At 66.3% G+C, this 18,781-nt stretch carries 18 protein-coding genes; 11 read left to right on the forward strand and 7 right to left on the reverse strand.

Features of this window, described 5'->3' with window-relative positions:
- The first annotated feature begins 6 nt into the window (after positions 1 to 6).
- The 6 genes from HOP59_RS04795 (at position 7) to xylB (ending at position 6,328) form a co-directional block, all read left to right on the forward strand.
- Positions 7 to 1,149 (forward strand): ABC transporter ATP-binding protein, encoded by a 1,143-nt coding sequence (locus HOP59_RS04795; RefSeq protein ID WP_234253028.1) that lies wholly within the window; start codon positions 7 to 9, stop codon positions 1,147 to 1,149.
- 11 nt (positions 1,150 to 1,160) lie between these two features.
- A complete protein-coding gene (locus tag HOP59_RS04800; RefSeq protein ID WP_234253029.1) occupies positions 1,161 to 1,880 on the forward strand; it encodes an HAD family hydrolase in 720 nt (239 codons plus the stop codon).
- Complete coding sequence (locus tag HOP59_RS04805) at positions 1,877 to 2,659, forward strand: L-iditol 2-dehydrogenase (RefSeq protein WP_234253030.1); 783 nt, start codon at positions 1,877 to 1,879, stop codon at positions 2,657 to 2,659. The genes HOP59_RS04800 and HOP59_RS04805 overlap by 4 nt, the downstream gene beginning before the upstream one ends.
- Positions 2,660 to 2,663: 4 nt before the next feature.
- Positions 2,664 to 3,287: a nucleoside triphosphate hydrolase gene (locus HOP59_RS04810; RefSeq protein WP_234253031.1), complete on the forward strand. Its 624-nt coding sequence runs from the start codon at positions 2,664 to 2,666 to the stop codon at positions 3,285 to 3,287.
- Between the two features lie 66 nt (positions 3,288 to 3,353).
- The gene (locus HOP59_RS04815) at positions 3,354 to 4,829 is read left to right on the forward strand and encodes a mannitol dehydrogenase family protein (protein ID WP_234253032.1); all 1,476 of its coding nucleotides are present in this window, start codon (positions 3,354 to 3,356) and stop codon (positions 4,827 to 4,829) included.
- A gap of 11 nt (positions 4,830 to 4,840) precedes the next feature.
- Positions 4,841 to 6,328: a xylulokinase gene (xylB, locus tag HOP59_RS04820; protein ID WP_234253033.1), complete on the forward strand. Its 1,488-nt coding sequence runs from the start codon at positions 4,841 to 4,843 to the stop codon at positions 6,326 to 6,328.
- A gap of 29 nt (positions 6,329 to 6,357) precedes the next feature.
- Here the strand turns inward: xylB and HOP59_RS04825 are convergent, their stop codons facing one another.
- Entirely contained in the window at positions 6,358 to 6,669 is a 312-nt protein-coding gene (locus HOP59_RS04825) for a YqfO family protein (protein ID WP_010629326.1), read from the reverse strand.
- Between the two features lie 205 nt (positions 6,670 to 6,874).
- Here HOP59_RS04825 and HOP59_RS04830 point away from each other — a divergent pair, with 205 nt between their 5' ends.
- Entirely contained in the window at positions 6,875 to 7,381 is a 507-nt protein-coding gene (locus tag HOP59_RS04830; protein ID WP_010629325.1) for a fasciclin domain-containing protein, read from the forward strand.
- A 67-nt stretch (positions 7,382 to 7,448) separates the two neighbouring features.
- Here the strand turns inward: HOP59_RS04830 and HOP59_RS04835 are convergent, their stop codons facing one another.
- Positions 7,449 to 8,108: a lysophospholipid acyltransferase family protein gene (locus tag HOP59_RS04835; protein WP_234253034.1), complete on the reverse strand. Its 660-nt coding sequence runs from the start codon at positions 8,106 to 8,108 to the stop codon at positions 7,449 to 7,451.
- Positions 8,090 to 10,282 carry an AMP-binding protein gene (locus HOP59_RS04840; RefSeq protein ID WP_234253035.1) on the reverse strand — a complete coding sequence of 731 codons (2,193 nt, stop codon included), beginning with the start codon at positions 10,280 to 10,282 and terminating at the stop codon, positions 8,090 to 8,092. Before HOP59_RS04840 ends, HOP59_RS04835 begins: the two co-directional genes overlap by 19 nt.
- Before the next feature lie 110 nt (positions 10,283 to 10,392).
- Here HOP59_RS04840 and HOP59_RS04845 point away from each other — a divergent pair, with 110 nt between their 5' ends.
- Together HOP59_RS04845 and HOP59_RS04850 are read left to right on the forward strand one after the other, a co-directional pair.
- Positions 10,393 to 11,232, forward strand: a complete 840-nt coding sequence (locus HOP59_RS04845) for a fructosamine kinase family protein (RefSeq protein WP_234253036.1) — start codon at positions 10,393 to 10,395, stop codon at positions 11,230 to 11,232.
- Between the two features lie 102 nt (positions 11,233 to 11,334).
- Positions 11,335 to 12,327 (forward strand): lipid A deacylase LpxR family protein, encoded by a 993-nt coding sequence (locus HOP59_RS04850; protein ID WP_234253037.1) that lies wholly within the window; start codon positions 11,335 to 11,337, stop codon positions 12,325 to 12,327.
- Between the two features lie 60 nt (positions 12,328 to 12,387).
- Here the strand turns inward: HOP59_RS04850 and cynS are convergent, their stop codons facing one another.
- From cynS to HOP59_RS04870, 4 genes are read right to left on the reverse strand one after another with little or no spacing between them, the layout of a single operon-like run.
- Entirely contained in the window at positions 12,388 to 12,828 is a 441-nt protein-coding gene (gene cynS, locus HOP59_RS04855) for a cyanase (RefSeq protein ID WP_010629321.1), read from the reverse strand.
- Positions 12,821 to 13,768: an ABC transporter ATP-binding protein gene (locus HOP59_RS04860; protein WP_234253038.1), complete on the reverse strand. Its 948-nt coding sequence runs from the start codon at positions 13,766 to 13,768 to the stop codon at positions 12,821 to 12,823. The genes cynS and HOP59_RS04860 overlap by 8 nt, the downstream gene beginning before the upstream one ends.
- 5 nt (positions 13,769 to 13,773) lie before the next feature.
- Positions 13,774 to 14,631, reverse strand: a complete 858-nt coding sequence (gene ntrB / locus HOP59_RS04865) for a nitrate ABC transporter permease (RefSeq protein ID WP_010629319.1) — start codon at positions 14,629 to 14,631, stop codon at positions 13,774 to 13,776.
- 1 nt (position 14,632) lies between these two features.
- On the reverse strand, positions 14,633 to 16,015 hold the full coding sequence (locus HOP59_RS04870) for a CmpA/NrtA family ABC transporter substrate-binding protein (protein ID WP_010629318.1): 1,383 nt from the start codon (positions 16,013 to 16,015) through the stop codon (positions 14,633 to 14,635).
- 289 nt (positions 16,016 to 16,304) lie between these two features.
- On the opposite strand from HOP59_RS04870, the gene HOP59_RS04875 reads away from it, so the two are divergent.
- Positions 16,305 to 18,239, forward strand: a complete 1,935-nt coding sequence (locus tag HOP59_RS04875) for a sigma 54-interacting transcriptional regulator (protein ID WP_010629317.1) — start codon at positions 16,305 to 16,307, stop codon at positions 18,237 to 18,239.
- Between the two features lie 89 nt (positions 18,240 to 18,328).
- Complete coding sequence (locus HOP59_RS04880; protein ID WP_234253039.1) at positions 18,329 to 18,730, forward strand: hypothetical protein; 402 nt, start codon at positions 18,329 to 18,331, stop codon at positions 18,728 to 18,730.
- Positions 18,731 to 18,781 lie beyond the last annotated feature (51 nt).

Consider the following 18,781-nt stretch of genomic DNA (forward strand, 5'->3'; position numbering starts at 1 on the left):
TTCCCCATGGCAACGCTACAACTGCACGACATCGTCAAGCGCTTCGATGACACCGAGGTGATCAAGGGCGTCGACCTGGAGGTCAACGACCGTGAGTTCGTGGTCTTCGTCGGCCCCTCCGGCTGCGGCAAGTCGACCCTGCTGCGCATGATCGCCGGCCTCGAGAGCGCCACCAGCGGCGACATCCTGATCGACGGCGTACGCATGAACGAGGTCGGCCCCGCCGAGCGCGGCTTGGCGATGGTGTTCCAGAGCTACGCGCTCTACCCGCACATGACCGTCGAGGACAACATGGGCTTTAGCCTCAAACTCGCCGGGGTATCCAAGGAGGAACGCCGGCGCAAGGTGCGTGAGGCGGCATCGATCCTGCAGCTCGAGCCGCTGCTCGAACGCAAGCCCAAGGCGCTCTCCGGTGGGCAGCGCCAGCGGGTGGCCATCGGCCGCGCCATCGTGCGCAACCCCAGCATCTTTCTGTTCGACGAGCCGCTCTCCAACCTCGACGCGGCGCTGCGGGTGCAGATGCGCATCGAGCTGGCGCGCCTGCACGAGGAACTCGACGCCACCATGATCTACGTCACCCACGACCAGATCGAGGCCATGACCATGGCCGACAAGATCGTCGTGCTGCAGGGCGGCGTGGTCGAGCAGGTGGGCTCGCCCATGGAGCTCTACCACCACCCGCGCAACCGCTTCGTGGCCGGCTTCATCGGCTCGCCGAAGATGAACTTCCTGGAGGTGCAGCGGGTGAGCGCGGCGGCTACCGGCGTCGAGGTGCGCCTGCCCGGCGGCGACACCTGCACGGTGCCGGTGGACGGCAGCGGCCTCGACGATGACGCCCTGACCCTGGGCGTTCGCCCTGAGCATCTGCAGCTCGACCCGGAGGGGCCGCTCTCGGGACGCATCGAGGTGATCGAGCGTCTGGGCGGGGTGACCTCGCTCTACGTGCGCATGCAGGACACCCTGGTTACCGTGAGCGCCGACGGCAACGTCGCCAGCCGGGTCGGCGATACTCTGCGCTTCGGCTTCGAGCGCGACTGCGCGCATCTCTTCGACGGCGAGGGGCTGGCGCTGCCCAGTCTCGCCCGACACCCCCTGGCCGGGCTCAACCGCCAGGACAATCGTGCTCCTGCCGCGGCGGGTCGCCTATGAGTGGGGCAGGCATGGAAACGCTGATCTTCGACTGCGATGGCGTGCTGGTGGACAGCGAGGTAATTGCCGAGGCGACGCTGATGCAGCAGCTCCGCCAGTTGCTGCCGGACATTCCCGATGACGTCGCCCTGCGCCAGGCGCTGGGCATGACCACTGGGGCGATTCTCGCACGGCTGGAGCGGCAGAGCGCCCACCGTCTGCCCGCCGATGCACTGGAGCGTATCGACAGCGCCATCGAGGCGCGCCTGGCCGAGGAGCTGCGTGCCGTCGAAGGCGTGGCGGATACCCTGGCCGGCATCGAGCTGCCGCTGGCCATCGTCTCCAACAGCCGCCGTCGGCGGGTGCTGGCTTCGCTGGCCGTCACCGGTCTCGACGCCCGACTGGGCGAGGTGCCGCTGTTCACCGCCGACGAGGTCGAACGGCCCAAGCCGGCGCCCGATCTCTACCTGCTGGCGGCACGCCGCATGGGGCGGGCGCCGGGCGACTGCCTGGTGGTGGAAGACAGTGTTTCCGGCGTGACCGCGGCCCACGCCGCCGGCATGACGGTGATCGGCTTCACCGGTGCCAGTCACATCGAGGAGGGCCATGTCGCACGACTGCTGGAGGCCGGGGCGTGGCGGGTGCTGCCGGCCATGCGTGGCCTCGAGACCTTGATTCAGCTGTGGCGTGAACGGCGCCGTGCCGGTGCAAAGGCGGCCACGAATGAAACCAACGAGGAAGGCCCAAGATGAAACTGCAAGATAAGGTCGCCGTGATAACGGGTGGCGCGCGGGGCATCGGCCTGGCCATTGCAGAGCGCTATCTCGCCGAAGGGGCCCGGGTGGCGATTGCCGACATCGACAGCAGCGCCATCGACGAGGCATTGGTAGGGCTGCGTGCGGTGGCCGCCGACCGCGTCATGGGAGTATGCCTCGACGTCTGCGACGTCGATTCCATCCAGGCCATGGTCCAGGCGGTCACGCAACATCTCGGCGCCATCGATATCCTGGTCAATAATGCCGCGGTATTCGACATGGCGCCGGTGCTGGAGGTGAGCGAGGCGAGCTTCGACCGTCAGTTCGCGGTCAACACCAAGGGGCTGTTCTTCACCCTGCAGGCGGTGGCGCGGCAGATGGTGGCCCGCGGCGAGGGCGGGGCGATCATCAACATGGCCTCCCAGGCGGGGCGGCGCGGCGAGGCGCTGGTGAGCACCTACTGTGCCACCAAGGCGGCGGTAATCAGTCTGACCCAGTCCTGTGCGCTCGACCTGATCAAGCACGGTATTCGCGTCAACGGCATCGCCCCGGGGGTGGTCGACACGCCGATGTGGGACGAGGTCGACGCGCTGTTCGCCCGCTATGAAGATCGCCCGCTGGGCGAGAAGAAGCGCCTGGTCGGCGAGGCGGTGCCCTACGGGCGCATGGGCAAGCCGGAGGATCACGCCGGAGCGGCGGTATTTCTGGCCAGCGACGATAGTGAGTATGTGGTCGCTCAGACAATCAATGTGGACGGCGGTAACTGGATGAGCTGAAAAAATGAACCCCAATATCCACGATATGGCGGTGCGTTTACTGGAGACTGCGGAGAACCGGCAGCGCTTCATCGTCGCCCTGGCCGGGCCGCCGGGGGCGGGCAAGTCGTTCCTCTCTGAGTGGTTGTGCCGCGAACTCAACGAGCGCCAGGCCGGCATTGCCGCCGTGGTGCCGATGGATGGCTATCACCTCGACAACGCCATTCTCGAACCGCTGGGCCAGCTACCGATCAAGGGCGCGCCGGAGACCTTCGATCCCGATGGCCTCAGGCACGACCTGGAGCGCATTCGCCGCGCCGACCGAAACGTGGCGGTGCCGGTGTTCGACCGCCCGCTGGACCTGGCCCGGGCTGGAGGGCGGTTGATCGCCACGACGCACCGCATCGTCATCGTCGAGGGCAACTATCTGCTGCTCGACCGCGACCCCTGGCGCGAGCTGCGCCCGCTGTTCGACATGACGCTGCTGCTCGAGGTGGCCGACGAGGTGCTCGAAGCGCGCCTGATCCAGCGCTGGCTGGGCATGGGCCAGGACCACGAGGGTGCCATAGACAAGGCGCGCCACAAGGACATGCTCAATGCCCGACTGATCAAGCGCGAGTCCGTCGCACCGGACCTCTACTGGCGCTGACCCGCGACTCGTCCGGACCGCCGATCCATTTTTCGTTCATTGCCGCCTGCGGCAAGGAGTGCCCCTATGCCTGCTCTTAGCAACGCCACGCTCTCCCACCTCGATTCGCGGGTGGCCGTGCCGCGCTACGACCGCCGGAAGGTGACGCCGGGTATCGTGCATATCGGCGTTGGCGGTTTTCATCGCGCCCACCAGGCCATGTATCTCGATGCGCTGATGAACCGCGGCGAGGCCCTGGACTGGGGCATCGTCGGCGTCGGCGTGATGCCCGGCGATCGCCGCATGCAGGAGGTGCTGGCAGCCCAGGATCATCTCTACACCCTGGTGGTGAAGCATCCCAGCGGCGAGCGTGAACCGCGGGTGATAGGCGCCATGCTCGACTACCTGTTCGCTCCCGACGACCCCGAGGCGGTGATCGAGCACATGGCCGACCCCGCCATTCGCATCGTCTCGCTGACCGTCACCGAAGGCGGCTACAACTTCCACCCGGTCACCGGAGAGTTCGACCTCGGCAACCCCGACGTGCGCCACGACCTCGACTCGCGCGAAGCGCCGCGCACCACCTTCGGCCTGGTGGTGGAGGCGCTGGCTCGCCGCCGAGAACGAGGTCTGGCGCCGTTCACGCTGATGTCCTGCGACAACATCCAAGGCAACGGCGAAGTGGCGCGGCGCATGTTCGTTGCCTTCGCCCGGGCCCGCGACCCGGCGCTGGCCGAATGGATCGAAGCCGAGGTGCCGTTTCCCAATGCCATGGTCGACCGCATCACACCGGTCACCCAGCCGGTCGACATCGAGGAGCTGGCGCACGAGTTCGGCGTCGAGGACGCCTGGCCGGTGGTGTGCGAGCCCTTTACCCAATGGGTACTGGAGGATCATTTCATCTGCGGCCGGCCGGCGTTCGAGCGGGTCGGCGTGCAGGTGGTCGAGAACGTGGAACCCTATGAGCTGATGAAGCTGCGTCTGCTCAATGCCAGCCACCAGGCACTGTGCTACTTCGGCACTCTCGCCGGTTACCGCTATGCCCACGAGGTGTGCCGCGATCCGCTGTTCGTCGACTTCCTGCTCGGCTACATGCGCCACGAGGGCAGCCCGACCCTGGCCCCGGTGCCCGGGGTGGATCTCGAGCAGTACCGCCTGACCCTGATCGAGCGCTTCGCCAACCCCGAGATCAAGGACACCCTGGCGCGGCTGTGCGCCGAGAGCTCCGACCGTATCCCCAAGTGGCTGGTACCGGTGATTCGCGAGCAACTGGCAACGGGCGGCGAGATCCACCGCAGCGCGGCGGTGGTGGCCAGCTGGGCACGCTACGCCGAGGGCCTGGACGAGCGGGGTGAGCCGATTACGGTGGTCGACCGCCTCAAGCATGAGCTGATGGCCCTGGCTGGCGAGAACCGCACGCGGCCCGGCGCCTTCATCGAGAACCGCGAGCTGTTCGGCGACCTGGCCGAGCATGAGCGCTTTCGCGAGGCCTACCTCACGACGCTGGCAAGCCTGCACGAACGCGGCGCACGCGCTACGCTTGAAACGCTGGTCAGGGAGTGAGGAGCGGCGGTATGTACATCGGGGTGGATTGCGGCACCCAGAGCACCAAGGTGGTTGTGGTCGACGTCGAGAGCGAGGCGATCCTCGGCGAGGCGAGCCGTCCCCATCGCCTGGTCGAGGGGGCGAACGGGCGTCGTGAGCAGGCCCCCCAGGAGTGGCTCGAGGCCTTTCGTGGCGCCTACGAGGAGGCCGTGACTCGGGCCGGCATCGAGCGCCGTGCGATACGCGCCATCGGCGTTTCCGGTCAGCAGCACGGCATGGTGGCGCTCGACGCCGAGGGCCTGCCAGTGCATTCCGCCAAGCTGTGGTGCGACACCGAGACGGCGGCGCACAATGCCGCCCTGGTGGAGCGGCTGGGCGGGGCGGCGGGTTGTCTCGAACGGCTCGGCTTGGTGCTGCAGACCGGCTACACCGCTTCGAAGATCGCCTGGCTGCGCGATACGCATCCGGATGCCTACCGCCGTATCGACACCGTGCTGCTGCCACACGACTACCTCAACTTCTGGCTCACCGGCGAGCAGGTGGCGGAGGCGGGCGACGCCTCGGGCACCGGCTACTTCGATACCCGTACCCGCCGCTGGCGCCATGACGTCTTCGCCGAGATCGCCCCGGAGCTCGACCCGGAGCGCGTACTGCCGCGGCTTATCGACTCCCGCGAGCCCGCCGGCACGCTGCGTCCCGAGCTCGCTCGCGAGCTCGGGCTGCCGCCTGACGTGATCGTAGCCAGCGGGGGCGGCGACAATATGCTCGGTGCCATCGGCACCGGCAACATCGCCCCCGGTATCGTTACCCTGAGCCTCGGTACTTCGGGCACGGTGTGCGCCTATTCACCCGAGTCGGTGCGCGCCGAGAGCGACATGGTGGCCAATTTCTGCGCCAGCCACGGCGGCTGGCTGCCGCTGGTCTGTACCATGAACGTCACCTCGGCCAGCACCCTGGTGCGCGAGCTGTTCGAGCTCGACCTGGTCGCCTTCGGCGAGCGCCTGGCCGCGGCGCCGATCGGTGCCGAGGGGGTGACGGTGCTGCCGTTCTTCAACGGCGAGCGGGTGCCGGCGCTGCCCCACGCCACGGCCAGCTTCCTGGGGCTCGACAGCCGCAATCTGACCCAGGCCAACCTGTGCCGGGCGGTAGTGGAGAGCGCCACCTTCGGCCTGCGCTATGGCCTCGAGCTGCTCGGCCCGCTGGCCGCCGGCGCGAGCCAGATCCGCCTGATCGGCGGCGGGGCGAAAAGCCCGCTGTGGCGTCAGATGGTGGCCGACGTGAGCGCGACCCCGGTGATCTGCCCCCAGGTGACCGATGCCGCGGCGCTGGGAGCGGCGTTGCAGGCGGCCTGGTGCGAGCGGCACGATCTAACGCTGAGCGAACTGTGCGAGCGTCTGGTCCATCTCGACGATGCCTCGCTGGCCGAGCCGAAGGCGGCCAGCGTATGGGCCTATGAGACGGTCTACGCACGCTATCGCGAGGCACTGGCCCAACATCATGGCGTACGGGTGGACTGAGATCCGGGCTCGGTTCACGCCGCCTACTCCTAGAAGGTTTCCAGCTTCCACACGTCGAAGGCCGGTTCCTCATAGGGATGTGCGGCGCGCAGGGCCTCGACGGCGTCGTGGATCAGATCGTCCTGGCAGACCATCTCCACTTTCACCTCCTCGACCTTTTCCAGGTCTCCTACCTGACCGATATGCGGGCTAGCGCCATCCAGCGGGCGAAACTGACCGGTGCCGCGGGTCTCGAAGCAGCACGCCTCGTAGTCGCCGATGCGCCCGGCGCCGGTGACGAATACGGCTTCCTTGACGGCCTCGGCATCCTCCAGCGGTACGAAGAAGGCAAGCTTGTACATCGCTATCTCCCTGTCACGATCTTGAGTGGCTTCCGTTCTCCCCCCTTTTTGCCACAGCTGACAGGCAGCGTCAGCCCCTTGGCTGTTCACACAGCAGTGCAGCGAAAAAATACTTGTCCAATAGCTGTACAGTAACTATTGTCTGTACAGGGTTGGGTTGTTCATGGCGCTCCACCCTATACGTACACACTGAGGAAATGACCCGATGAAACCGATTCATGTGGTAGCCACGAAGTGGATGGGAGCAGGTTTGGTTGGCCTCATGCTGGCGGGCGCCGTTCAGGCCGGCAGTCATGGAGACAAGCAGGACATCGTGGACACCGCCGTGGCGGCCGGGCAGTTCGAGACCCTGGCTGCCGCGCTGGAAGCCGCTGGGCTGGTCGAGACCCTCAAGGGAGAGGGGCCCTTCACCGTCTTCGCTCCCACCGATGAGGCCTTTGCCGCCTTGCCCGAGGGTACCGTGGAGAGTCTGCTGGAGCCCGAGAACATCGAGCAGCTCCAGGCCGTGCTGACCTACCACGTGGTGGCAGGGAAAGTCATGGCCGAAGATGCCATGGGCCTGGACAGCGCCACCACGGTGCAGGGACAGGACATCACCATTACCACCGCCAACGGCACGGTAATGATCAATGACGCCACCGTGATTCAAGCCGATATCGAGGCAAGCAACGGCGTCATTCACGTCATCGACAGCGTGCTCCTGCCTGAGTGATCACAGCCAGCCCTTGCTGTGTCCAGCTTGCCACCCTGCGGGGTGGCCTTTTTATTGGCGGGCGTGCTCATGAGCGGCGCCGACCTTCGCCAGCATGATGCAGTATGACCTCGCAGGCGGCGTGTTTCAGTTTCAGCGCCGCATCCCAATCGCTTCCCTGGGGTTCGAGGGCGGCGCTGATCTGCACCGCCACCTTGCCCGGATGGGGCCGCCACTCCTTGCCTCGCAGCAAGTGCCGCGAGCCGGCGATGGCGACCGGGACCACCGGCACGTTGGCATGGGCAGCGGTGAGAAAGGCGCCCATGTGGAAGTCGCCGAGTCCGGGCTCGGTGGTGAAGGTGCCTTCCGGGAAGATGGCGAGTGTGTCGCCGTTGGCTACTGCCCGCTCGGCCTGCTGCATGTCCTGTTCCGCCTGGCGCGGGTCGAAGCGCTCGACGAACAGCGCTCCCATGCGGGTCAGTGGCAGACGGGTTGCCGGGCGGCTCTCCAGTTCCTCCTTCGCCAGGTAGCGCACGCTGCAGGGCAGGGCCGCGGTGAGAATCAGCACATCCAGGTAGCTGGCATGATTGGCGACTATCACGCAGGGGCGGCCGTGCGGGAGGTGCTCCAGACCACTCACTTCGACACGGATGCCGGCCAGCCGAGCCATGGCCCGGCAGACGTAGTGAGCGACGCGCCAGCGCCAGGCGAGCCGCGGCAGCGGGAGGCCTACCAGGGCGAACAGCATGAAACCGACCCCGAAGAGCGACCAGGCATAGAGGTATAAGCCCAATAGCCCGCCGCCGATAGCCCCTGGCGTGCGCGTCTGACCCACGCACGCAGCGTCAGCTTGACCACCTGACGCCAGACCGGAAGTGGCTTCTCGCCCAAGCGGCCCTGGCGGTAGAAGTCGCGGGTTGCGGCGCGGCGGATCTTGCCGCTGGAGGTCTTGAGTACGCTGTGGGGCGGCACCAGGCGAATGTCGTCGGCCGGCAGGTCGACCACATCCACTACCGTATCGGCGATGGTGCGGCACAGTTCCTGGCGCTTGACCGGGTCGTCGATTCGGGTCTCCGCCACTACCACCAGCGACTCGGTGCCGGTGGTCGGGTCGGGGTCGCCGAACACCGCCACGCAGCCTCGGCGCACGCCTTCCAACCGGCCAACCGCCGTCTCGATGTCGTAGGGGTAGATGTTGCGCCCGCCGCGCACCAGCATGTCCTTGCGCCGTCCGCTGATGTGGAGATCGCCCTCGGCCAGGTAGCCACGGTCGCCGGTGCGCAGCCAGCCGTCGTGGCACAATTTCTCGCTCTCCTCGGGATTGTCGAAGTATCCTTCGGTGGCGGACGGGCCACGGAACTCGAGATCGCCCTCCTGGCGCTCGGCGAGCTCACTACCCTCGGCGTCGACGATGCGCAGGGCATAGCCGGGCAGCGGCGGGCCGCAGTTGACGAAGGGCTGTGCCGCCGCCGGGTCGCTCTCGGGGCGTGCTTCGCCGCTGGACGCGAAGCGCTCACGGTTGATCCTGTCGATCACCAGTCCGCGGCCGGGCTTGGCCACGCAGAGACCTACCGCTGCTTCGGCCAGGCCATAGACCGGCATCAATGCCTCGCGCTTCAGGCCGCAGGGGGCCAGCCGTTCGGCGAACTGCTCCATGGTAGTGGCGCTGACCGGCTCGGCGCCGTTGAAGGCGACCCGCCAGCTGCTCAGGTCGAGAGTCTGAACCTGTTCCGCAGGAATGGCGCGCAGGCACAGTTCGTAGCCGAAGTTGGGGGCGCCGGAGATGGTGCCGCGGTGGCGATCGATCAGCTCCAGCCAGCGCAGCGGGTGCGACAGAAAGGCCAGCGGCGACATCACCACCAGCGGGATGCCGTAGTAGAGGCTGGCCAGCCATGCCGCGATCAGCCCCATGTCGTGGTACAGCGGCAGCCAACTGACGAAGACGTCGTCCGGTGCGGCTTCCAGCCGGTCGCCCATGGCGCGGATGTTGGCCAGTAACTGGGCGTGAGTGAGCTGTACCCCCTTGGGATCGCCGGTGCTGCCCGAGGTGTATTGCAGCAGCGCCAGACTCGAGGCGCTGGGGGCGCGGGGAGCGACCGATGCGGAGGGTGCGTCGAGTTCTGCCAAGGTGACGACATGGCGCAGCTGCGGCGCCTCGGCATGCAGCAGATGCGCCACCTTACGCGCCTCATCGACGGTGATCAGCAGCTCCGCGCCGGCATTGCTCAGGATGCGCCCGTGGCGCCGAAGGTGCTCCTCGAGCTGGGACGGGCGGGCCGGTGGGTAGATGGGAACCGGCACGGCACCCGCGCGCAGTATGCCCAGGAAGGCGACGAAGTAGTCGGGCGAGGTCGGCAGCATCAGCGCGATGCGGTCGCCATGCCGAATGCCGCGCGCCGCCAGTGCGGTGGCGATGGCTTGCGCCTCCCGGTTAAGTTCACCGTAGCTGAGAACTTTCGGCTCATCTCCATCGCCATAGACATAGAGGTGAGAGCGATCCGGATGTCGCTGCAGGTGCCAGTCCATGGCGGCATTGAGGGTCTCTGCATCGCTCGGTTCGCCGCCTGGATCGGCCACCTCGGCACTGGCTGCTTCACGTCTCGGCGATAGGGGCTCCGTCGCGACCCGGTGAGACGACTCCGCCGTGGAAGAGTGCAGCAGCTCCAATAGGGTGGCGGGGGTCTCGGCCAGCAGCGCCGACTCAGGCAGGCGAGCACCGAACTCCTGCTCGATACGCAGCAGCAGTTCGGAGCGGGCCAGACTGTCCAGCCCCAGATCCCGGTCCAGCCGCGACGTCAGCGTGACGCGAATGTCATCGTCACGGTCGGGCCGAATCTCCTTGACCAGCGCTTCGAGCAACGCCAGCAAGCGCCGCTCGACCTTGTCGTTCGCCATGTCATGGCTGTCGTCGTGCTTCACCATACGTCACCTCTGTGGGTGCCCTTGGGTAGTGGACTCCGGCATGGCATGGTTTCTCCCTTACTGTAGTGGTTTAGAGCGGTTGTCAGATCAGACGATCAAGGAGGGAGTCAATGGATCGAAGGCTTGCGACGCTGCTGGAGACACGAGGGCTCTCGCCTCAGGGGGCGCTGCGCCCGCTGGGAGGCGGTGATATGGCGGCCGTTTACTGGCTGGAAACGGACCAGGGGGCGGTGGTGGCCAAGCAGGACGATGCGCAGCGCCTGGCCGGCGAGGCGGACGGGCTACGGGCGCTGCGTGAGGCGGGGAGTTCGCTACGGGTGCCCGAGGTGCTGGCGCTGGGCGACGGCTGGCTGGTGCTGGAGGCGCTGGTCAGCGGTTCGCGCTCGCCGCGCTCTGCCTCGGCGCTGGGCGAGGGCCTGCGTCAGCTGCATTCCCTCACCGCGAGCGAACATGGCTGGCCGCGTGACAACGCCTGTGGTCGTACGCCCCAGCCCAATGCGCCCATGGCCGACGGGCGAGCCTTCCAGCGCGAGCGTCGCCTGTTGCCGCTGGCGCAGGCCTGTCACGCGCGCGGGCTGCTCAACGCCCCCTTGCGTCGACGTATCGAAACCGTGGCGCAAGCGCTGGAGAGCTGGCTGCCCGATGCGCCGGCGAGTCTGCTGCACGGCGACCTCTGGTCCGGCAACGTGCTGCATACGCCTCAAGGCCCGGCAATCATCGACCCCGCGGTGTATCGCCACTATCCCGAGGTCGACCTGGCCATGTTGACGCTGTTCGGCTCGCCCGGCGATGTCTTCTTCGAGGCCTACTGGGACGGTAATGTACCGGGCGACTGGGCGCGGCGCGAGGCCCTGTTCCAGCTCTACCCGCTGCTCAATCATCTGCTGCTGTTCGGCGGCGGCTATCGGGGCGGTGTAGAACGCGCGGTAGCGGCCGTCGAATCCGGGTAGCGAGGATCGTTTCATTCAAGGGTACGTTTGAATCATCTTGCCGAGAGTGATGAAAAGTACATACACTCGTGTATGTTAGGCTCGCTCAAGGAAGAGAACCTTATGAATCGAGGCATCGGCGGTTTCATTCGGCGTGTCGTCGTTGGCTGCTTGCTGGCCACGCCGGCTTTAGCCGGCTCGGGCGTCGTGACGCTGCAAGTGGACAACGACGGCATGGTCAGCAGCGACGACGACCATTACACCTCCGGGGTAGAGCTGCACTGGACCCGGGCGGTCTCGCCGCAGCACTGGAGCCAGCGCGTCACCCATGGCTTGCCCGGCGTGTGGCTCGGCTCGGTGGATGCCATCAGCTATCACCTGAGCTATCGCATGTACACGCCGGTTGAGGTGGAGCGCCGCGACCTGATCGAGGACGACCGCCCCTATGCCGGCCTGATCCTGGGCGGCCTGGCGCTATATGGCAGAGAGCCGCTGAGCGGTGCCTGGCATCGTGAAGAGGCATTCCAGCTCGACCTCGGCGCGGTCGGCCCCGTTACCTCCGCCGACAGCGTTCAGCGCGAGGTACACCGCTTCACCAACAGTCAGCGCCCCCGTGGCTGGTCTCACCAGTTGGGCAACGAGCCCATTCTCAACCTGGGCTATCGTCGCCATTGGTGGCAAAGCCATTCGCTGGGGTGGCTGGAGATGCAGCATGGCCCGGGCGTGTCGGCCTCTCTCGGTAACCTGTTGGTGCAGGCTGGCGGCGGCTACGGCCTGCGGCTCGGCCGCGGGCTCGATGCCAGCATGGGCTGGCCCTCCCTGAGCATCGAGCGCGGTGGCTATCGTCAGGTCGCGACGTCGCCAGGCAGCGGCTGGAATCTCTTTGCCGCGCTGCAGGGGCGCTACGTGGCGCACAATCTGCTGCTGGACGGCAACACCGTGCGCGACAGCCATTCGGTCGACCGTCGCGAGTGGGTCGGCGATGCCGTCGTCGGCGTGGCGCTGACCTTGCAGCAGTGGGAGGTGAGCCTGGCTCACGTGTGGCGTAGCAAGGAGTTCGAGGAGCAGGTGAACAGCACCGTGCACGGTGCGTTGTCGCTGAGCTATCGGTTCTGACCCGGAAATCCCTTGCCTTGACCTGCATCGCCCCCGCCCTGGCGGCGGGGGCGTGACCGCTTACCAGGCTTTGTAGGGCAGGAACTTGCCGTTCAGAGTTAGCAGTACCCGGTCGCCCTTGGGGTCCTCGACCTTGTCCACTTCCATGGTGAAGTCGATGGCGCTCATGATGCCGTCGCCGAACTTCTCCTGTACCACGTCCTTCAGCGTCTCGCCGTAGACCCCCACCACCTCGTAAAGGCGATAGATGAATGGGTCCTGAGGGATCGCCTCGTCCCAGGCTTTGGTGGGGAAAGCCGTGAGAGCGTCAGCGACCTCGGTGTCGACCTCGAGCACGTCGCACAGCTTGTGGGCTACCTCTCGGCTGGCGCTGTTCATGCCGTAGCAGGCCGAGGCGGTCCACACCGGCGACATGCCGATGGCCTTGCCGATCTCGTCCCAGCTCAGCTTCTTGCGGGCCTTGGCGGCGAGCAGGGTATGGCGCATTTCGAGCTTATCCATGATGTTTCTCCTTGGCGCTGAGGTTGACCAGCTTGGGTGAGGCGGATGCCGGCGCATCGGCCTTGTGGTACGTGGCCGGGGCGCTTGCCTCGGCGACGGGGTTGACCGGCCGCGGGTAGTGCAGGCCGCGTGAATCCTGGGAGAGCGTGCGCAGGTCGCTGGCGCGATTGACGAGGAAATCGACCAGGTAATTGCGCAGGGTGTAAAAGTGTGGATGCTTGACGATCTCGCCCCGGGAGCGTGGCCGCGGCAGGTCGATCTCAACCGCCTCGGCGATACGCGCCTCTGGGCCGTTGGTCATCAGGAAGATGCGATCGGCCAGCAGGATTGCCTCATCCACGTCGTGGGTGATCATGAACACCGTCTGGCGGTCCTGGCTCCAGATCTTGAGCAGCTCGTCCTGGATCACGCCACGGGTCAGTGCGTCCAGCGCACCGAAGGGCTCGTCGAGCAGCAGCAGCTCCGGCTTGGTGGCGAAGGCCCTGGCGATGCTGACCCGCTGGCGCATGCCGCCCGAGAGCTGGGCCGGCTTGCGCGTGATCACTTCCTTGAGCCCGACCATCTCCAGGTAGTGCAGGCTGTGTTCGGTGACCTGGCTCTCCTTCCACTCGGGCCAGCGGGCACGCACGCCGAAACGCACGTTCTCCAGTGCCGTGAGCCACGGCAGCAGGCTGTAGTTCTGGAACACCACGCCGCGCTCGAGGCTGGGGCCGTCGATCTCGCGGCCATCCATGATCATGGCGCCGTCGCTCAGGCTGTCGAGCCCGGCCAGGGCGTTCATGATGGTCGACTTGCCGCAGCCGGAGTGGCCGATGATGCAGACGAACTCGCCCTTCTGCAGCTGGAAGCTGACGTTCTCGAAGACCGTGAGATCCGCGCTGCCCTTGCTGCCGGGAAAGCGCTTGGCGGCCTGTTGAACTTCCACGAAGGCATGACTCATGGCGCTTACTCCTGATAGGTGACCAGCCGGGCGACGGAGGAGAGCGCGAGGTCGAGCAGCATGCCCACCACGCCGATCACCAGAATCGCGAAGATCACGCTGGTCAGGTCGAGGTTGTTCCATTCGTTCCACACGAAGTAACCGATGCCGGTGCCACCCACGAGCATTTCGGCGGCCACGATCACCAGCCAGGCAATGCCGATGGAGATGCGCATGCCGGTGAGGATGGTGGGGGCCGCGGCGGGCAGGATGACCTTGAAGGCCGTCTTCAGCGGCGACAGCTCGTGGGTACGGGCCACGTTGACCCAGTCGCGGCGCACACCTGCCACACCGAAGGCAGTGTTGAGCAGCATCGGCCAGATCGAGCAGATGAAGATCACGAAGATGGCCGAGGCCTCGGCGTCGCGAATGATGAACAGGGCCAGCGGCATCCAGGCCAGCGGCGAGATCGGCCGCAGCACCTGGATATAGGGGTTGAGCGCGCGGTACATCAGCGGCGACATGCCGATCAGAAAGCCCACGGGAATGGCGATCACCGCCGCCATCAGATAGCCGGTGAGCACCCGGTAGAGCGAATAGCCGAGCTGAATGCCGATGCCCTTGTCGTTGGGGCCGGCGTCGTAGAAGGGGTTGGAGAGCTCGACCCAGGCGCGTTCGAGAATCGCCGAGGGCGGCGGTACCCGTGCCGTCTCGTCGGCGCCTCCCATCAGCAGCTCGTATTCGCTGAGCTCCTCGCCGCCGCCCAGCACGGGCGCACGCTCGAGACCTTCCCACAGGCCCAGGCCCACGACCAGCAGCAGCACGGCCAGCAGTGTGGCCCGAGCGTTCAGGCTCAGTTTCCATTCGGTGGTGGTGCGGTCCATGTCAGCTCCTCCTCAGCGCGAAGCTCTCGACGTAGGCTTCGGGCTCGGTGTAGTCGAAGGTCTTGCCCATGATCTCGAACTGGCGGGCGTTCTCCTCCGGGGCGTCGTAGCCCAGTTCGCGCATCACCTCGCGGGCATCGGTGGCGAGATAGACGTCGCGGGCGATCTGCTGATAATCGATGTCGCCGTTGATGTAGCCCCAGCGCTTCATCTGGGTGAGGATCCATATCGCCATCGAGTGCCAGGGGAAGGGATCGAAGTCGATGCGGTCGGGCACGTTCTGCACGTTGCCCAGGCCATCGGCGAAGCGCCCGGTCAGCACCTGTTCGATCACCGTTACCGGCTGGTTGAGATAGGCGGCGGGGGCGATGGCCTCGGCGATCTCGGCGCGGTTGGCCGGGTCGGAGGAGTACTGGGTGGCATCGACGATGGCGCGCAGCAGGGCGCCATAGGTGTTGGGGTTCTCGCGAGCGAAGCGCGCGCTGGTGGCGAAGGCGCAGCACGGGTGGCCGTCCCAGATCTCCTTGGTCAGTAGATGGATGAAGCCGATCCGCTCATAGACCGCGCGCTGGTTGAACGGGTCGGGAGAGAGAAAGCCGTCGATGTTGCCGGCGCGCAGGTTGGCGACCATCTCGGGCGGCGGGATGACGCGAATCTGGATGTCCCGATCCGGATCGAGACCGTGTTCGGCCACGTAGTAGCGCAGCAGGAAGTTGTGCATCGAGTACTCGAAGGGCACGCCGAAGGTGAAACCGCGCCACTGCTCGGGGTCGCGCTTGTCCTGATGGTCGTTGTGCAGCACGATCGCCTGGCCGTTGACGTTCTCGATGGCCGGCGCAACGAAGTGCCGCGAACTGGAGCCGGCGCCCAGGGTCATGGCCAGCGGCATCGGCGTCAGCATGTGGGCGGCATCGAAGCGGTCGTTGAGCGAATTGTCGCGGATCAGCGCCCAGCCCGCGGCCTTGATCACGTTCACGTCGAGCCCGTAGCGTTCGTAGAAGCCCATGGGGTGGGCCATGATGATCGGCGTGGCGCAGGTGATGGGGATGAAGCCGATATCCAGCTGGCTCTTCTCCAGCGGCCCCAGGCTCTCCTGGGCGGCGGCCTTGATCGCGCCCAGCGGCAGAATGGTAGACAGCGCTGCCGCCACGGTACCGCCGCCGACCAGCTTCATGAACTGGCGGCGATGCATGTCGCTGTGGCCGAAGATGCCGCGCACCAGAGCGCTCTCCACGACGCGATCCATCATCGCTTCGCTGTCGCGTGGGGCGTCGCTGGCATCATCGCGGCTGGCCGAACACTCACCACAGCCGCAGTGGCGGCCATGGACCAGTGACTGACGATGATCGAACGGGTTTCCCAGACTGTTGTGATCGTTGTTCATGTGGTTCCCCTCGAGAACGCAGGTAATCGATTGCCTGCACTCGCCTGGTGCATGGGGACAAGGCGTGCCGGCACTCTCTCCTGCCAAGCGAGTCACGTGCCATTCCTCGTGCTTTTCTTTCTAGTTTCGTAAAAACAATGGCTTGCAGGATGAGAGAGAGTGGCGGGAAAAGGCGACGATATGCGACGAAATTCCGTCATTGACGATATCTCGTTGCTTTCACGACGAAATGTCGTCACTGGTACGCTGCTTGTATGGATCAGGGCAGACTTCCTGTTGGAGTTCCACCATGTCTCTGCCCCAGGTACCGGAGCGCTTTGCCTTCGATCATGCCCCCATCGCCATGCTGCTGGCCGATCCCCGGGCCGACCGGCTGCTGGCCGCCAACGCCGAGGCGTGTCGCCTGCTGGGTGCCGACTTCGAGCGGCTCGCCTCACGCCCCTTCAGCCACTGCCTGGGACCTTCGTTGCCGATGTGGGTAGCGTTCAGCGACGAAACCCAGCAGCGCTCACCGGCCTGGTCCGACGACCTGCTGCTGTTCGATGTGCAGCGCGCTCCGCGCCGGGTGGAGGTGTACGGGCAGGCGCTGGACGAGCATTGCTTGATGTTCGGCGTGATCGAGCTCGACAAGGCCGAGCAGCGCCGGGCGCGGGCCGAACTGTGGCGGCGTCACCGTCGCGGTCATGTGGGCTGGGAGCGGGTCGAGCAGGTGTTCGAGCGCATCGAGCGGCAAAACCAGTTGATCCTGGGCGCCGCCGGGGAGGGCATCTACGGGCTCGACGCCGAGGGCCGCACCACCTTCGTCAACCCGGCCGCCGAGCGCATCCTGGGCTGGAGTAGCGAAGACATGGTCGGCCATGACGCTCACCTGATGTTCCACCACACCCATGCCGACGGCAGCCACTTTCCTGTGCAGCAGTGTCCGATTCACGCCTCCTTCAGCGATGGTCAGGTGCATCGGGTCGACAACGAGGTGTTCTGGCACAAGAACGGCGAGGCGATCCCGGTGGAGTACACCAGCACGCCGATCTTCGAGACCGGGCGGCTGGTGGGCGCCGTGGTGCTGTTCCGTGACATTCGCGAGCGCAAGCGGGCCGAACAGCAGCTGCGCGATGCCCTGGCCGAGGTGGAATCGCTAAGGCAGCGCCTGGAGCTGGAGAACCAGTATCTGCAGGAAGAGATCACCGCCGAGATCAACCATCGTGAGATCGTCGGCGAGAGTCCGGCAGTGGCCCACCTGGTGCGCCAGATCGCGCTGGTGGCGCCCACCGACGCCAACGTGCTGGTCACCGGCGAGTCGGGCACCGGCAAGGAGCTGATCGCCCGAGCGATCCACGCCGGCAGCAGCCGCAGCGACCGGCCGCTGATTCGGGTCAACTGTGCGGCGATTCCCCGCGACCTGTTCGAAAGCGAGTTCTTCGGCCATGTGAAGGGAGCCTTCACCGGTGCGGTGAGCGATCGACCGGGACGCTTCGAGCTGGCCGATGGCGGGACCCTGTTTCTCGACGAGGTGGGGGAGATACCGCTGGAGCTGCAGAGCAAGCTGCTGCGGGTACTGCAGGATCAGCAGTTCGAGCGAGTGGGCGACGATCGTACCCGCGAGGTGAACGTGCGTGTGATCGCGGCGACCAATCGTGAGCTGGGCGAGATGATCGCCGCCGGCCAGTTCCGCGAGGATCTCTACTTCCGCCTCAACGTCTTTCCCATCACCTCGGTACCTCTGCGCGAGCGAATCGGCGACGTGCCGCTGCTGGCCAACCATTTCCTGCGCCGTGCCTGTCAGAAGTTCAACAAGCCTGGCATGCGCATCCCACCGGCGCAGATGGAGGCGTTGAAGCGCTATCCCTGGCCGGGCAACATCCGCGAACTGGAGAACGTGATCGAGCGTCAGGTCATCGTCGCTCAGCGCCGTGACCTCGCCTTCGAGGAGCTGCTGTCGTCAACGGGCGCCGACAGCCTGGCGCTGCCGAGCTCGACGGCGCCGCTCGGGCGGGTAGGCCACGGGGAGGTGCGGGAACCGCAGACCGAACAGGAGATGACACGGCACCTGCGTGCCAATGCGGTAGCGGCGCTGCGCGCTTGTGGCGGCAAGATTTCGGGGCCGGGCGGTGCGGCAGAGCTATTGGGCCTGCCGCCGACTACCCTGCGTTCACGGCTCAGGGCATGGCGTATCGAGCCGCGGGACTATCGAGCCGAGCCGCGCGGGGCTCTTACATCTAGCTGAAGGCTCTCACACCTAGCCGGCAGCACCGCTATGCCTATACTGGAGGCTTGGCCGGTGCGCCGAGGGCGATGATGCCGGGGGGAAAGGTCATGCACGAATCGAAAAAGCGGCGGTGGGGCGTCGTCGGTGGGCTTCTGCTGACAGGCTGTTTCGTGCTTGGCTCGAGCGCCTGGGCCGCGCCTGACGAGGCCGGAGCTACCAACCACGGAGCGCTCTTCCTGCCCGTGCAGCACCCGCTGGCCTGGCATCGTGAGCACTGGCGTCAGCGCCGTCAGTTCGACCCTACGTTCACCATCGAACTCCCCTGGTTCCTCTTCGACCCCTATCTGCGTTGGGGCCACGCCCCGCGGCCGGATGAACCGGCACGGCCCGCTACCATCACCCCGCGCGAGCGCCGGCCTATCTGGCGGGACGACGTGGTAGGAACGGGCAGTGGGGAGCGGCTGGAGGTACATCCCGAAGGGCGGATACTGCGCAGCCGGCCACGTTAGGGAAACACTGCACAAATGCCTGCGCGAGCGAATTGCTGCGTTGCGCGGTGC

Source organism: Billgrantia aerodenitrificans (assembly GCF_021404405.1).
Classification (GTDB): Bacteria; Pseudomonadota; Gammaproteobacteria; order Pseudomonadales; family Halomonadaceae; genus Halomonas; species Halomonas aerodenitrificans.

Excerpts from the sequence above, each read along its gene's own strand:
- HOP59_RS04840 (WP_234253035.1), bottom strand. The coding sequence starts at position 10,282 with ATGGTGAAGCACGACGACAGCCATGACATGGCGAACGACAAGGTCGAG.
- HOP59_RS04875 (WP_010629317.1), top strand. The coding sequence starts at position 16,305 with ATGTCTCTGCCCCAGGTACCGGAGCGCTTTGCCTTCGATCATGCCCCC.
- cynS (WP_010629321.1), bottom strand. The coding sequence starts at position 12,828 with ATGGATAAGCTCGAAATGCGCCATACCCTGCTCGCCGCCAAGGCCCGC.
- HOP59_RS04835 (WP_234253034.1), bottom strand. The coding sequence starts at position 8,108 with ATGCTGTTCGCCCTGGTAGGCCTCCCGCTGCCGCGGCTCGCCTGGCGC.
- HOP59_RS04800 (WP_234253029.1), top strand. The coding sequence starts at position 1,161 with ATGGAAACGCTGATCTTCGACTGCGATGGCGTGCTGGTGGACAGCGAG.
- HOP59_RS04825 (WP_010629326.1), bottom strand. The coding sequence starts at position 6,669 with ATGTACAAGCTTGCCTTCTTCGTACCGCTGGAGGATGCCGAGGCCGTC.
- HOP59_RS04830 (WP_010629325.1), top strand. The coding sequence starts at position 6,875 with ATGAAACCGATTCATGTGGTAGCCACGAAGTGGATGGGAGCAGGTTTG.
- HOP59_RS04860 (WP_234253038.1), bottom strand. The coding sequence starts at position 13,768 with ATGAGTCATGCCTTCGTGGAAGTTCAACAGGCCGCCAAGCGCTTTCCC.
- HOP59_RS04805 (WP_234253030.1), top strand. The coding sequence starts at position 1,877 with ATGAAACTGCAAGATAAGGTCGCCGTGATAACGGGTGGCGCGCGGGGC.
- HOP59_RS04795 (WP_234253028.1), top strand. The coding sequence starts at position 7 with ATGGCAACGCTACAACTGCACGACATCGTCAAGCGCTTCGATGACACC.
- ntrB (WP_010629319.1), bottom strand. The coding sequence starts at position 14,631 with ATGGACCGCACCACCACCGAATGGAAACTGAGCCTGAACGCTCGGGCC.
- HOP59_RS04850 (WP_234253037.1), top strand. The coding sequence starts at position 11,335 with ATGAATCGAGGCATCGGCGGTTTCATTCGGCGTGTCGTCGTTGGCTGC.
- xylB (WP_234253033.1), top strand. The coding sequence starts at position 4,841 with ATGTACATCGGGGTGGATTGCGGCACCCAGAGCACCAAGGTGGTTGTG.
- HOP59_RS04810 (WP_234253031.1), top strand. The coding sequence starts at position 2,664 with ATGAACCCCAATATCCACGATATGGCGGTGCGTTTACTGGAGACTGCG.
- HOP59_RS04880 (WP_234253039.1), top strand. The coding sequence starts at position 18,329 with ATGCACGAATCGAAAAAGCGGCGGTGGGGCGTCGTCGGTGGGCTTCTG.
- HOP59_RS04870 (WP_010629318.1), bottom strand. The coding sequence starts at position 16,015 with ATGAACAACGATCACAACAGTCTGGGAAACCCGTTCGATCATCGTCAG.
- HOP59_RS04845 (WP_234253036.1), top strand. The coding sequence starts at position 10,393 with ATGGATCGAAGGCTTGCGACGCTGCTGGAGACACGAGGGCTCTCGCCT.
- HOP59_RS04815 (WP_234253032.1), top strand. The coding sequence starts at position 3,354 with ATGCCTGCTCTTAGCAACGCCACGCTCTCCCACCTCGATTCGCGGGTG.